The sequence below is a fragment of the Archangium minus genome, from assembly GCF_044360475.1.
Taxonomy (GTDB): domain Bacteria; phylum Myxococcota; class Myxococcia; order Myxococcales; family Myxococcaceae; genus Archangium; species Archangium minus.
Genome location: NZ_CP043494.1, coordinates 8,488,715 through 8,502,308 on the forward strand (window position 1 = coordinate 8,488,715; position 13,594 = coordinate 8,502,308).

At 66.4% G+C, this 13,594-nt stretch carries 13 protein-coding genes and 1 riboswitch; of the genes, 4 read left to right on the top strand and 9 right to left on the bottom strand.

Features of this window, described 5'->3' with window-relative positions:
• Positions 1-160 precede the first annotated feature (160 nt).
• Both F0U60_RS34490 and F0U60_RS34495 read left to right on the top strand, forming a co-directional pair.
• Positions 161-985 carry an SDR family NAD(P)-dependent oxidoreductase gene (locus F0U60_RS34490; RefSeq protein ID WP_395806307.1) on the top strand — a complete coding sequence of 275 codons (825 nt, stop codon included), beginning with the start codon at positions 161-163 and terminating at the stop codon, positions 983-985.
• Positions 986-1,106: 121 nt separating this feature from the next.
• A complete protein-coding gene (locus tag F0U60_RS34495; RefSeq protein ID WP_395806308.1) occupies positions 1,107-2,075 on the top strand; it encodes a hypothetical protein in 969 nt (322 codons plus the stop codon).
• Positions 2,076-2,168: 93 nt separating this feature from the next.
• On the opposite strand, the gene F0U60_RS34500 is transcribed toward F0U60_RS34495, so the two are convergent.
• The 5 genes from F0U60_RS34500 to F0U60_RS34520 are packed head-to-tail and all read right to left on the bottom strand — an operon-like array spanning position 2,169 to position 5,664.
• Entirely contained in the window at positions 2,169-3,143 is a 975-nt protein-coding gene (locus F0U60_RS34500) for a ThiF family adenylyltransferase (RefSeq protein WP_395806309.1), read from the bottom strand.
• The gene (locus F0U60_RS34505; RefSeq protein ID WP_395806310.1) at positions 3,140-3,736 is read right to left on the bottom strand and encodes a thiamine phosphate synthase; all 597 of its coding nucleotides are present in this window, start codon (positions 3,734-3,736) and stop codon (positions 3,140-3,142) included. The genes F0U60_RS34500 and F0U60_RS34505 overlap by 4 nt, the downstream gene beginning before the upstream one ends.
• Positions 3,733-4,503, bottom strand: a complete 771-nt coding sequence (locus tag F0U60_RS34510; protein ID WP_395806311.1) for a thiazole synthase — start codon at positions 4,501-4,503, stop codon at positions 3,733-3,735. Before F0U60_RS34510 ends, F0U60_RS34505 begins: the two co-directional genes overlap by 4 nt.
• Before the next feature lie 4 nt (positions 4,504-4,507).
• Positions 4,508-4,705 (bottom strand): sulfur carrier protein ThiS, encoded by a 198-nt coding sequence (gene thiS, locus F0U60_RS34515; protein WP_395806312.1) that lies wholly within the window; start codon positions 4,703-4,705, stop codon positions 4,508-4,510.
• On the bottom strand, positions 4,702-5,664 hold the full coding sequence (locus tag F0U60_RS34520; protein WP_395806313.1) for an FAD-dependent oxidoreductase: 963 nt from the start codon (positions 5,662-5,664) through the stop codon (positions 4,702-4,704). The genes thiS and F0U60_RS34520 overlap by 4 nt, the downstream gene beginning before the upstream one ends.
• 143 nt (positions 5,665-5,807) lie before the next feature.
• Positions 5,808-5,911, bottom strand: a riboswitch (TPP riboswitch).
• Positions 5,912-6,045: 134 nt separating this feature from the next.
• Between F0U60_RS34520 and F0U60_RS34525 the strand changes: the two genes are divergently transcribed.
• Positions 6,046-6,801 (top strand): class I SAM-dependent methyltransferase, encoded by a 756-nt coding sequence (locus F0U60_RS34525; protein WP_395806314.1) that lies wholly within the window; start codon positions 6,046-6,048, stop codon positions 6,799-6,801.
• Positions 6,802-6,824: 23 nt separating this feature from the next.
• Here F0U60_RS34525 and F0U60_RS34530 read toward each other — a convergent pair whose 3' ends face one another.
• The 3 genes from F0U60_RS34530 to F0U60_RS34540 are packed head-to-tail and all read right to left on the bottom strand — an operon-like array spanning position 6,825 to position 10,584.
• Positions 6,825-9,059 carry a xanthine dehydrogenase family protein molybdopterin-binding subunit gene (locus F0U60_RS34530; protein ID WP_395806315.1) on the bottom strand — a complete coding sequence of 745 codons (2,235 nt, stop codon included), beginning with the start codon at positions 9,057-9,059 and terminating at the stop codon, positions 6,825-6,827.
• Complete coding sequence (locus F0U60_RS34535) at positions 9,056-10,051, bottom strand: FAD binding domain-containing protein (protein ID WP_395806316.1); 996 nt, start codon at positions 10,049-10,051, stop codon at positions 9,056-9,058. Before F0U60_RS34535 ends, F0U60_RS34530 begins: the two co-directional genes overlap by 4 nt.
• Entirely contained in the window at positions 10,048-10,584 is a 537-nt protein-coding gene (locus F0U60_RS34540) for a (2Fe-2S)-binding protein (protein WP_395806317.1), read from the bottom strand. Before F0U60_RS34540 ends, F0U60_RS34535 begins: the two co-directional genes overlap by 4 nt.
• Positions 10,585-10,808: 224 nt before the next feature.
• Between F0U60_RS34540 and F0U60_RS34545 the strand changes: the two genes are divergently transcribed.
• Positions 10,809-11,660, top strand: a complete 852-nt coding sequence (locus F0U60_RS34545; protein WP_395806318.1) for an alpha/beta fold hydrolase — start codon at positions 10,809-10,811, stop codon at positions 11,658-11,660.
• A 24-nt stretch (positions 11,661-11,684) separates the two neighbouring features.
• Here F0U60_RS34545 and F0U60_RS34550 read toward each other — a convergent pair whose 3' ends face one another.
• Entirely contained in the window at positions 11,685-13,583 is a 1,899-nt protein-coding gene (locus tag F0U60_RS34550) for an RICIN domain-containing protein (RefSeq protein WP_395806319.1), read from the bottom strand.
• Positions 13,584-13,594: the final 11 nt, after the last annotated feature.

Here is a 13,594-nt window from a genome sequence, read left to right on the forward strand (position 1 = left end):
AAGTAAGTCATCCACGACGCGGATCGCGGCCCCCCCTTTCCCCCGGTGGAGCGAGGCCGCCGGCGGGACGACATCAACCTGAGTCGTTCTGCCCATGTCGAGCCGGCATTCTTCGTCGTCGTGACCGCAGCGAGAGGCACACGCACACAGGAGGCAGTCCATGGCTCGAGAGAACACGCAGGACAGGGTCGCCCTCGTCACAGGGGCTTCGTCGGGATTCGGGAGGGTGACGGCGGCAACGCTCATGACGCGGGGCTTCCGCGTCTTCGGTACCAGCCGTAGGGTCGTGGATCACCCGCAGGGAATCGAGATGCTCGAGCTCGACGTGGACAGCGACGACTCCGTGCGCGATTGCATCGCGGAGTTGCTCGGCCGCGCAGGACGCCTGGACGTCCTCGTGAACAACGCGGGGAGAGCGATGGTCGGAGCCTGCGAGGAGACGAGTGCCGAGGAAGCCCGCGCGCTCTTCGAGACCAACGTGTTCGGCGTCATGCGCACCGTGTCCGCGGTCCTCCCGACGATGCGCACGCAACGCCGCGGCACCATCGTGAACATCGGGTCGCTCTCAGGCTTCGTCGGGGTCCCATTCCACGGCGTCTACGCCGCAAGCAAGCACGCACTCGCGGGCTACACCGAAGCGCTTCGCTTCGAGGTGCGGCCATATGGCATCGGGGTGTGCCTGGTCGAGCCTGCCGCCCACCGAACCGGCATCCAGATGGCTCGTCCCCACGGTCCGTTGCCGCACTACGACAGCGGAAGAGAGACCGTGGAAGCGATCATCCGGAAGCAGATCGAGACCGGGAGCAGTCCGCAACGGGTCGCCGACGTCATCGCGGCTGCGGCTACGAGCGCAGCGCCGCGGTTCCGCTATCGCGTCGGGGGGAAGGCCACGTTCGCAGCCTGGGCACGCCGCCTGCTCCCGGTCGCCACGTTTGAGACGGTCGTACGTCGTGAGTTCCGGTTGCCGGGGCGAGCCGAGACATGAGCGTTGGGACCGCGAGCACCAGAGGCGGCCGCGACTCCAGTTGGTTGGCGCGCAATCTCACGCTCACCAGCGGGTGGTGTCCCGTAGCCATGCCCGTGCAGGTGCTAACGTCCGGCACACCATGAGCCAACGCCTTCTCCCGTCGCTTCTGAGCCTCTTTCTCTGCACTTCCGCCGCGCAGGCCGCGCCTCCGAAAAAGCAGAAGAAGAGCGCCGACACCGCGAAGCGCGTGACGCTCGTCATCTGGGGCGGGGGCAAGACACCCGCCGACGCCGAGCGTGCGATGAAGGACTTTACCGACCGCGGCTTCAAGTCATCGGCCTCGCTGGTCCGTCTGTTCTCCAGTGAGGTGCGGGGCCTCAACCCCGGATTCCACATCGCGGTGCTCGGCGCCTGTTCCTCCGTGGAGGGTCACGCGCTGCTCCGCCGGGCGCGACAGTTCTACCCGGGGGTCTATGGGCGGGCCGTGCCCGCGGAAGGAGAGGTGGCGAAGCTCTCGTGCCCGAGCGTCACCACACCCCGGCGGGAATGGTACTACGAGCCCTCCCCTGACGAGCCCGCAGTCATTACCAGCTCCGAGGAGGTGGTCGTCCCGGCCGGTACGCTGAAGGTCACCGTGGAGGCGACCATCGATTCGAACTCCGAGTTCGTGGCCGCCTCCTACTCGGTCAAGACCCGCCTGACGAAGGGAGAGCAGGTCATCGACGAGTGGACGCACGTGCAGCCCGACTTCGCGACCGTGAGCGACCTCACGCTGGATGGCAAAACGGTGGTGCTCACCACGAAAGACGCGTTGAGCGACTGCAAGGGTGACTCCTTCGCCGAGGTCGAGTTCCGCACGCGCCGCTTCTCGGTAAAGAACGGGAAGATTGCCGTGAAGGAGCAGACCACGGGGCGCGAGTCGAGCCTGTGTGGCCCCAACTACGAGGGCTCGACGCCCTGCTCCATCGCACGCCAGACAGCGTTGTACAACGCCGTGCGCGGCGCCTGCGAGAACGCCACACGCGACGATTGTATGAAGGCCATCTCGGAGTACGAGGCCGAAGCCGAGGACGTCGAGTGCAACGAGTCGTACGGCGGCGCTGACTGACCTGTGTCAGGTAGACCGGGGCAGGCTCACTCGGTGGGTCCTGCACCGCGGCGGGCAAGGCCGCGAGGAGCGCGGCGTTGTGGACTGCCTATTTTATGATTGAACTCCAACGGGGTCGCCCGCGGCGACGAGGGCTATGTCTCCTGGCCAGATAGCCGCAAGGCGTTCCGCCGCCCTCCAGGCACGGAGGCCTGAGCGGCACACGAGCACGGCGCGCTGGCCGGGTTCGGGCAGCTCCATGCCGGGGCCGACCTCGGCCACGCTCAGGCGCCGCGCGGCCGGGTGGATCAGTGGAGCCTCCTCCACCCCGCGCAGGTCGATGGTCAGGTCTCCTGACTTGATCTCCGAAGGGGAGACGAAGCGCGGCGCATGCGCGGGCTCCTCCGCCCCGTCGAAGCGGAAGCCGCCCGAGCGGAAGGTCGCTCCGTCAAAGGTGATGAGCCTCCCGAGGACGCCTGCCTCCCCCGCGAGCAGCGCCAGCGCCATCTGCGCCTGCAGTGCACCGATGACTCCCACGACAGGTCCGAGCACGCCGGTCTCGGCACAACTGCCCATCCTCTGCGGCAGGTCGGGGAAGACCGCGCGCAGGCTCGGCGCGCCGCCGCAGAAGCCACCCACATATCCCTCGCGCCCCGTGACGGAGGCGGAGAGGTACGGGAGGCCCCGCGCGAGGCACACGTCCGAGAGGATGTAGCTGACCGCGAAGCTGTCGGCGCAGTCGAGGATCAGGTCACAGCCCTCGATGAGCTTCGGGGCATTGGCGGGCTCCAGTGCGGCCACCACGGGCTCCACCACGCTCTCTGGGTTGAGCCCGGCGAGGTGGCGGGAGCAGGCCTCGGCCTTGGGCTGGCCAAGGTCACCCATACGGAAGAGCGTCTGGCGATGCAGGTTGCTCTCATCCACCCTGTCGGGATCAACGAGGCGGATGTGCCCTACCCCAGCCCCGACCAGGTATTGCAGCACCGGCGCGCCCAGGCCCCCCGCCCCCACGACGAGGACCCGCGCCGCCCGGAGCCGCTCCTGAGCGCCCTCCCCCAGCACGGCCGTCTGTCTGGCATAGCGGCTCATCGCGTCACCTCCATCCATTCGGCGATCCGCGCCTCGGGGTTGGGGTTCAGCGTGATGTCGGTCACGACCGAGACGATGTCAGCCCCCGCCGCGAAGACGCCCGGAGCGCGGGCGGTACTCATTCCTCCGATGGCGACGAGAGGAATGTCGCCAATCAGGCGTTTCCATTCCGTCACCCGCTCCAGCCCCTGCTGGTGCCATTTCATCTGCTTGAGGACGGTGGGATAGACCGGCCCCAGCGCGACGTAGTCGGGTGCAAGCGAGAGGGCGCGGTCGAGCTCGGCGGGGTCATGGGTGCTGATGCCGAGGCGCAACCCCGCGCGGCGGATGGCGGGAAGGTCGGCACCGTCCAGATCCTCCTGCCCCAAATGCAGCCACTCGCAGCCCTCCTCGATGGCAAGCTGCCAGTAGTCGTTGACCACCAGCACGGCACCAGCCTTGCGGCAGAGGTCGCGGGCGGCGGAAATCTGGCGGCGCAGCTCGTCCGGCGCGCGGTTCTTGAGGCGGAGCTGGACAAGCTTCACGCCCAAGGGAAGCGCTCGGGGCAGCCAGTCCACGTCGTCGAAGATCGGGTAGAAGCGGTCGAGCGTCACAGGAAGGCCTTTCCAATCACCGGAGTGGAGGGCGCGGCCATGTCTCGCGGCGGCATCGGGTCGGCGCCGCGGGCGAGGCGCCCAGCCTCCAGAGCCTTCGCGAAGCCCTCGGCCATCGCCGCGGGATCGCCCGCCTTGGCGACAGCGGTGTTCAAGAGCACCGCGTCGAAGCCCATCTCCATCGCCGCGGCGGCCTGGCTCGGCAGGCCCAGCCCCGCGTCAATCACCATCGGTACATCGGGGAAGTGCGCGCGCAGGCTGCGCAGGCCGTAGGGATTGAGCAACCCCAACCCCGTCCCGATCGGCGCGCCCCAGGGCATCAGCACCTCGCAGCCCGCCTGCAAGAGGCGGTCGGCGAGCACCAGGTCCTCGGTCATGTAGGGGAAGACCTTGAAGCCCTCGGCCACGAGGATCCGCGCCGCCTCGACCAGGCCGAAGGGATCCGGCTGGAGCGTGTCGGCATTGCCAATCACCTCGAGCTTGATCCAATCGGTCTCAAAGAGCTCGCGCGCCATCTGGGCCGTGGTGACCGCCTCGCGGACACTGTGGCAGCCAGCAGTGTTGGGGAGCACCCGCACGCCGAGCCCTGAGATCAGGCGCCAGAAGTCCTGCCCTGCCCGCTCACCCCCCGCCTCGCGGCGAACCGAGACGGTGGCGACGCCCGCGCCCGAACGACGGAAGGCCTCGGCCAGCACGGCGGGCGAGGGATATTGCGCGGTGCCGAGCATCAGGGGCGAGGCGACTTCGGTTCCGTAGAAGACTGGCATTGGCTCACCCTCCCTGCCGGGGCGCCACGATTTCCACCCGGTCACCCGCGGCGAGACGCAGCCCGTCTCGCGCCGCAGCGGGCACGAAGGCCTCGTTCACTGCCGTCGCGACCTTGGCGTTGCCATGACCCAGTTCCAGGAGGAGCGCGCCGAGCGTTTCGCTCGACGTCTCGCGCGCCTCGCCATTCACGGTGATCTTCATTGCAAGAGCTCCACGGGTTTGCCGGACAGAAGGTGGTCGGCCGCCATCCGCGCCAGCACCGGCGCCATCAGGTAGCCGTGGCGGTAGAGGCCATTGAGGAAGAGCGTGCCGTCGCGCTGGATGAGACGCGGGACGTTGTCAGGAAAGGCAGGCCGCGCATCGGTGCCGATCTCGAGGATCTCCGCCTCGCCGAAGGCCGGGTGCAGTGCATAGGCGGCGCTGAGGAGCTCCATCACGGAACGGACGCTCGCGCGCCCGCGCTGGGCGCTTTCGATCATCGTGGCGCCGAGCATGTAGATGCCGTCGCCACGAGGGACGAGGTAGATCGGGATCCGCGGGTGGAGGAGCCGAATCGGGCGCGAGAGGGCCAGCTCGGGGAGGCGCAGCACCAGCATCTCGCCCTTCACACCGCGGAGCTCGGGGAGCGCATCGCGCGCGGCAAGGCCCCGGCAGTCGATGCGCTGGCCCTCGGGCGCGGTCTGCGCGAAGGCGACGCCGAGCGCCGCGGCACGGGCGCGCAGGGTGGAGAGGGCCACGCGCGGCGTCAGATGCGCCTCGGTTGGGAAGAAGAGCCCGCGGTGGAAGCGGCCGTCGAGATCGGGTTCGAGCGCGGCGAGCTCCTCGCGACCCACCCACTGGTGCTCCCGCGTCCGGGCGGCGAAGCGGTCGAGCTCGGCCCGGTCGCGGCCCAGGGCGAGGACCAACGTGCCGCGGCGAATGACCTCCACCCCCTGAGCCACCCACCAGTCAGCGGCGGTCTGGCCGAGCCGGATGACCGGCTCTTCAGCCGTCTCTCCCTCGCAGAAGGGGGCGAGCATCCCACCCGCCCACCAAGAACAGGCATGGGGGCCCGGTTCGGGCTGGGGATCAACCAGCGTCACCCTCCCGCCACGGCTCGCGAGCTCGACGGCGGTGCAGAGGCCCATGACCCCGGCGCCGAGGATCGTGTAGCCGCTCATGCCCAGACCTCCACCCCGAAGACGCGGTGGGCGTTCTGGGCGGTGAGGGTGCTCGCAAGGGCTGTGGGCGTCTGCATCGCGCTTCCTCTCTTACCGGCGAGGGTTCAGAGGAAGCTCCAGGGCCACGATTGAGAGATCGCGCGCCCTTGCAGCTCTCCGTTCCCTACGCCGGTCCTAGCCGGATCAGGTTCGATGGGTTGGCGCCTGGCCTCTCAGCCCCCGGGAAGGGGCACCCCAACGGAATGGCCCATGGCTAGCAGCCGGGCGACGCGACGGCAAGGGGCTCCTGCACCCGATGTTCGACACGCTCCCCTACCCTTCTGATGCAGAGAGAGCACGATAGGGACTCACGTCGGGACTGATTCCCGAGGAGCTCGCACCATGAACATCACGCTCTCACCCCAAGACTACGCCACCGCCTTCCACCTGCTCGCCAAGACGGCCAGGCACCACGAGAACATCGGGCAGTGGGTCGAGCAGAATCTCCTCTCCCGGATGCCCAAGCGCCCGTCGCTGCTTGATGTGGGCGCGGGACCAGGCACGGTCGCCCGGCGGCTCGCGCCGCATTTCGGTTCGCTCACCCTGCTCGAGCCCAATCGAAACCAGCTCAGCGCGTTCGAGCACCCCGGAGCCCAGCTCTTTCACACGGACCTGGAGGGCTATCAGTCACCCGAGCAGTACGATCTCGTCCTCTGCTCGCACGTCCTGTACCACGTGCCCGTCGCCAACTGGGGACGGTTCGTCGACCGGCTGCTCGCGCGCGTGCGCCCGGGAGGCTACTGCCTGATTGTCCTCGGCTCCGGCCGCGGACAGAACTACGAGCTGCATCGCGACTTCACACAGACGGTGATCAGCAGCGAGCAACTCCATGCCGTCCTGAAGGAGAAGCAACTCCCCTACGAAGTGGCCACGACCCTGAATGGTTTCTCCGCGACCTCCTTCGAGGAGATGTACACGCTCTGCCGCTTCTTCGTGTTCGAGGACTGTTGCACTCCAGAACAACTCGCCGCCCTGAGCGAGCACGAGGCGCGCGCGCTCGACGCCAGGATTCGCAAGCACGCCGAACGCTGCCAGGAGGCGGACGGGGTGTACCGCCTGACGCAGGATGAGGATCTGATCCTCATCCCCAAGCCGTAGGCTTCAGCGGACCGCGTCACGCCCTACAGCAGCTTGTCGGGCGTGATCGGCAGATTCCGGACGCGCCTTCCCGTCGCGTGGAAGATGGCGTTGGCAATCGCGGCCGCCACGCCGACGATGCCGATCTCCCCCAACCCCTTGGCACCGAGCGGGTTGACGATCGAATCGTCCTCCTCGACGAAGATGACGTCGATGTCCTGCACATCGGCGTTCACGGGGACGTGGTACTCGGCCAGGTTGTGGTTCATGAACCGGCCGAGCTTCTGATCCATGGCCGACTCCTCTTCCAGGGCCATGCCAATCCCCCAGACAACCCCACCGAGGATCTGGCTTCGCGCCGTCTTCGGGTTCAAGACCCGGCCTCCCGCGATGGCGCTGACGACACGCGTCACCTTCACAGTGCCGAGGTCCTCGTCGACCTTCACCTCCGCGAACACCGCCGAGTGTGTGCACCGGGTGAACCTCGATTGCTTGGGCATGTTGGGCAGGGCCAACGTCTCTTCTTCGATGCTGAGGACCTCGCCGTGTCGCATGGCCTCGGTGAGCGACACCGCCCGCGATGGCTCCTTCGTCAGCCGGATGTGCCCTTCGACGAATGACACCTCGTCCAGACTCGCCTTCGCGAGCGGCGAGCCGCGCACCTTCCGAGCGAGCTGGAACAACCGCTCGCGCACCTTCTCGCAAACAGCCTTCACCGCCGAACCAACGGAGGACACGGTCCACGAGCCGCCTTCGACGGGTGCCTTGGGCAGCGAGGAATCACCCAGCTTGAACGTCACATCCTCCACTGGAAGGCCGAGCGTGTCCGCGGCAATCTGGGTCATGACGGTATAGGTCCCAGTCCCAATGTCAGCGGTGGCGCTGCTGACGATGAGCTTGCCATCAATGCTCAAGACCGCCTTTGCGCTGGCCTGCTGTTGCATCGCTTCCCAGATGCCGGTGGCCATGCCCCAACCTACCAGTTGCTTGCCGTCTCGCATCGAGCGAGGGGCGGGAGTGCGCCTGGCCCAGCCGAACCGCTCGGCGCCTTGCCGATAACAGGCACGCAGCTCCTTGCTCGAGAAGGGCTTGTCCTGGTTCTGATCCCGCTCGGCGTAGTTCTTCAGCCGCAACTCGAGTGGGTCGATCCCCACCTTGTAGGCCAGCTCGTCCATCGCGCATTCCAGCGCGTAGACGCCCAGGACCGCGCCCGGCGCACGCATGTCGATGGGTGTGTAGTTGTCCAGCTGAACGAGTTTGTAATTCAGCCGCACGTTGTCACTCTGGTAGAGCAACCCCGACCAGTTGACGACGACCTCAATGTAATCCTCGAAGCGCGAGGTCTCGGAGATCGCCTCGTGGATGACGGCTTCGAGGGTGCCATCGGACGACGCGCCGAGCGCCACCCGCTGCACGGTCTCGGGGCGGTGGCCGAAGGTGAACATCTGCTGACGCGTCAGCGGCACCCGGACGGAGCGCTTCAGCTCGCGCGCCGCCATCACCGCCAGGAACAGTTGATATTGCGGACGCAACCCCGAGCCGAAGGCCCCGCCGACGAAAGGCGAGCGCACACGCACCTCTTCCGGAGAGAGGTGAAACACCTTCGAGATGTATTGCTGGCTGTTCTGCACGCCCTGGGTCTTGTCGTAGACGGTGAGCATGCCGTCGGTCTCGTAGATGACCGTCGTTGCGTGCATCTCCATGGGGTTGTGGTGCTCAACGGGCGACGAGTACTCCGCATCGACCCGCACAGCGGCCCTGGCGAGGGCTTTGTCGGCATGACCCCTCGGCTTGGGCGGCGGCTCGTACCCGCCCTTTCCCTCTCGCGGCTCGTAGGCCTCCTCACGGCGGGCTCGCAGGTCCGTCTCGGGTGAATGGGAGTCGTACTCAACCCGGACGAGCGACGCGGCATAGCGGGCCCCCTCGAGCGTCTCGGCGACGACCAGCGCGATGGGCTGTCCGCTGTAGACAATCTTGTCGTCATAGAGCGGCCGGAAAGGCGAACCGGAGGGAGCATCCTCGTCACGGTAGCTGCGGTCGAACCAGGCGAGTCGCGGCCGGTTCTCGTGCGTGAAGATGTGGAGCACGCCTGGGATGGCGAGGGCCTCACGCGTGTCGATCTTCTTGATCCGCCCCTTGGCGATCGCGCTCGACACAACGGAGCCGTGGAGGAGACCAGGGACGTTGAACTCCGCGGCGTATTTCGCCTCGCCCGTCACCTTGAGGCGGCCGTCAACGCGGTTGATGGGCTTTCCGAGCAGGTTCGATGTCGTCGTCATGAGGTTTGCTCCATCCCGGCGGCCTGTTCCAGGGCGCGCACCACTGCCCGCTTCGCCATTTCGATCTTGAAGGTGTTGTGACCAAAGCCCTTTGCATCCCGGACGATCGCCTCCGCCGCGGAGCGGAAGTGCTCCACGGTGGCGGGCCTGCCGCTCAGCAGCGCTTCGGCTTGCGTGTCGCGCCAGGGCATGTGGGCGACGCCGCCGAGTGCCAGCCGGGCCTCCCGGATGTGACCTCCGTCCAGGTCGAGCGCTGCCGCCACCGACACGAGCGCGAAGGCGTAGGACTGACGGTCCCGGATCTTCAGGTAGGCGGAATGCCCAGCGAAGCCCTTCGCGGGCAACTCCACCGCGGTGATGAGCTCATCGGGCCGCAAATTCGTATCAAGCTCCGGAGTATCCCCGGGCAGACGATGGAACTCGGAAAAAGGGATCGCGCGCTCTCCGTTGGGACCGGTCACGCGAACGACCGCAGCGAGCGCCGCGAGCGCCACGCACATGTCCGAGGGATGGGTGGCGATGCACTTGTCGCTCGTGCCCAGAATCGCATGGTTGCGATTGAAGCCGCCGATCGCGCCGCACCCCGTGCCGGGTTCTCGTTTATTGCAGGGCGTGGCCGTGTCGTAGAAGTAATAACAGCGCGTGCGCTGGAGCAGGTTGCCGCCCGTGGTCGCCATGTTGCGCAGCTGTGCCGAGGCGCCGGCCAGGATCGCCTTCGCGAGCAAGGGGTAGCGCCGCTCGACCTGCTCGTTGTAGGCGACGTCCGCATTCGTGACGAGCGCGCCGATTCGCAAGCCGCCGTCCCCGGTCTCCTCAATCTGACCCAGGGGCAGCCGCGTGATGTCGATCAGGTGGCTCGGGCGTGAAACATTCTCCTTCATCAAATCGAGAATGTTGGTGCCACCCGCAATGAACCGAGCCCTGTCCTTCTTGGCGATCGCGCTCACGGCGCCAGCGACGTTCTCGGCCCGCTCGAAGGAAAAGGGGTTCATCGCTCGGCGCCCCCTTCTCGCTCCCGCCGCACCTTCTCGATGGCCGCGAGGATGTTGGGATAGGCGCCACAACGGCAGATGTTGCCGCTCATCAACTCGCGAATGTCATCCAGCGTCTTCGCCTTGCCCTCATTGAGCAACCCGAGGGCGGAGCAGAGCTGGCCGGGAGTGCAGTAGCCACACTGGAACGCGTCGTACTCGATGAACGCCTCCTGGAGCGGGTGGAGCGTCTCGCCCGCGGCAAACCCTTCGATGGTCATCACCTCCGCGCCATCCTTCATGACGGCCAACGTCAGACACGAGTTGATACGCTTGCCGTTGACGAGGACGGTACAGGCCCCGCACTGGCCGTGGTCACAGCCCTTCTTCGTGCCCGTCAGGTCGAGGGACTCGCGCAACAGGTCGAGCAAAGTCGTCCAGGGCGCGACTTCCATCCGTTTTTCCACACCATTGACCTTGAGGGTGACCTGATGGGTCGAGGGCAGACCCGCCGGAGACGCCCCTTGGGTCGGATCCTTGGCTGAAGTACTCATGTGAACACCTTCGTGGTTTGACACCCGGGAGCGCCAATCTTCATCGGCTCGAGCACGGGGGCTGACCAAAGGTCATCACGCTATTGAGTAGTCGATACTGGGACCGCGGACGGGCGCGTACCTGTGGAATAGACCACGCATTCCAGCCCGGAGGGTCTCCCGCGTAGCAACCAGGAGGCGCGTCAGGCCACCCTGCGCAAGAGGGGGGTGAATACCTTCGCGGTATGAGCACCTCGAAGCGGATCATCCAGGGGCCGGCTGGCCGTCTGGCCGTCACCACGGCGGGAGAGGGAGGGCTCCCCGTCCTCTTCGTGCACGGCAATAGCGGAAACCGGACGCAGTGGGCGGCGCAGCAAGCACATCTGGCGCAACGCAGTGTGTCCTTCGACCTGCGAGGCATGGGCGAGTCGGACCCGGACCCAGCGGGCCGCTATGGCTTCCGAGACTTCACGGAGGACGTGAGCGCCGTGGCGGACGCGCTGGGCCTGGCTTACTTCGTCCTGGTAGGACACAGCTTCGGTTGTACGGTGGTGGGTGAGTACGCGGCGCGCCATCCCGGGCGGGTTGCAGGACTGGTGCTCGGAGATCCAGGCGGAAGCCTGAAGGACCTGCCGCCCGAGGCGCTCGATACCCTTCACGAAAGCTTCCAACCGGAGAAGTACGAGGCAGCACGGTTGGTGTGGTTCGAGCCGATGCTGCTGGGGGCGAAGCCAGGGACGCGTGAGGCGGTCCTCGACTCACTGCGTGCGACGCCCCGCGAGGTGGTGACCACCGCCACCTGGAGCCTGCTCGACTACCAGCCGGAGGAGCAACTCTCGCGTTACCCGGGCCCGTGCCTGGCCATCTCTTCGGAAACAACGCTCGTCCAGCTTGGAACGAAGGCCTTGCACCTGCGAGTGCCGGGAATGCGGGTGGAAGTGCTCCCGGCAGTGAGCCATTGGCTGATGATGGACGCACCCGAGACCTTCAACTCCGTGCTGGATGCCTTCCTGGCCGAGGTGGAGGCCCGAGTGGACCTGGAAGACTCGCTGCCTCCAGGCCCCACGGACGCGAGCGGGGCCCTGACCCAGAGCTGAGGGCCCCGCGGGAAACTCCAACGTCTACATCTGCTCGAGCCGGAATTGCTGGCAGTCGTTGTTGGACCAGCTCCACTGCTGGATATTGCCGCCATCGACGTTGCCGGAGGTGTAGCAGTCGGCCGCGTCGAGCACCTTCCCGCTGTGGCGCGCCTCGAACCTGTACCAGCCACTCCCGAGAGAGACGGACTTGAACTGCTGGTTGGTGCCGCCCGTGGAGGTCCACTGATGGACGTTGGCACCGTCAGAAGCGCTCGGGCCAGCGACGTCGAGCACCTTGCCGCTGTAGCGCGAGACGATCCGGTAATAACCGTTATCGGTCGCCTGGAGTGCCCATTGCTGGCTGGAGCCGGTGTGGCAGCTCCACTGGTGGATGTTGGCGCCGTCGGCGGTGCTCGGACCGGCGATATCCAAGCACCTGCCGGTCGCCTTGTTGATGATGCGGTACCAGGTGCCCCCGCTGGAGCTCCCGCCCCACTTGAACGAGGCCACTGACCGCGGAGGGAGCGTGTAGTCGAAGGACTGGCCGGCCCAACGCACCTTGAAGGTCAGCGAGCTGCCATCGTTGGAGTTGAGCGCGATCAGGGCCAGCGAGCCATCCAGATTCTTGAAGGCGACGGTCTGGATGCCACCGTCGGCCTGAGTCGTCGAGTCGATACGAACCGCACCGGTCCGTACCACCTTCGCCAGATGCGCCCAGGCGTAGTAATCCTCGTTCTTGGTGTAGGTGCCCGTGCTGTTGTTCACGGTGAGCATGCCGCGGCAATCGGTGCAGCCGCCCACTCTCGGGCCATGGTTCGGATCGAGCGCGATGTTCCAGTACAGCGAGCTTCGGGCCCAGTGCCGCAGCGGCCCCATGATGTTGTTCTGGAGCTCCCACTCCAGGTTTCCGGCCTGGCTCGTCGCCCAATCACCACCGGAGCACTCGGTGAAGTGGATCTCCTTGTCCGGATAGGCGTTGTGGAAGGTGGTCTGAACACTGTAGCTGCCTTCGGGGCTCTCGTAGCAGTGATAGGCCACGCCAGCCACCGCCGAGCGGGCCTGGCTGTTGTTGTGACTCATCACCTCATGGGGGAAGCCCGCGGGGCCGCCATTGTCGTACCAGTTGTGATCCCAGCCGATGATCTTGACCGAACCGAACCCGGCGTTGTTCAGCGCGGGCCGCAGGTTCTGGGCCGCGAAGTTTGACTGATCACTCGCCTCCATCTGCATCGTCGGGTAGGTGCTGTTGGCGTTATGCGGCTCGTTCTGCATGCTGATGGCATGGATGGGCACGCCGTAGCTGTTGTAGGCCTGGAGGAAGCGCACGAAGTAATTGGCATACGTGCCATAGAGATCGTTGCGCAGGTAGCCGCCCCCATTCAGGGAGTTGTTGAACTTCATCCACGCGGGAGCGCTCCACGGCAGGGCCATGATCTTGAGCTCGGGGTTGAGCTGCCGCGCCTGCTGCAGGAGCGGGATGATGTAGGCCGTGTCGTGAGCCACCGAGAAGTCATTCAGGTCGCAGCAGGTGTCGTCGTAGGTGTAGCTATTCCTGGAGAAGTCGGACGCGCCCATGGGCAGCCGCACCAGGTTGTACCCGGCGCCACTGCCGATGCTGAACAGGTCGTTCATGATCGCGTTGCGCTGGGGCGAGTTGTAGATCAGCCACGCGGATGCATCCGTGAGCGCGCCGCCAAAGCCATCAATGGTCTGGTAGGTGGTCGCCTCGTTGATGGTGATCGCCGTGGGCGTGCTGCTCTCCGGCCCGAACGTCTTGGCCGGCTCGGCGCTGAGCTTCTTGGAGAGGGAATTGCCCGAGGTGGTCGTCAGCCAGACCTGGACGGACTCGCCTGCGGCCATCGCACTCGCGGGGGGAAGCGCGCAGACCAGCACCACGGTCGCGAGCTGGCTCTTGATGCTCCGGCTTCGGGATGAACCCATATGCATGCGAA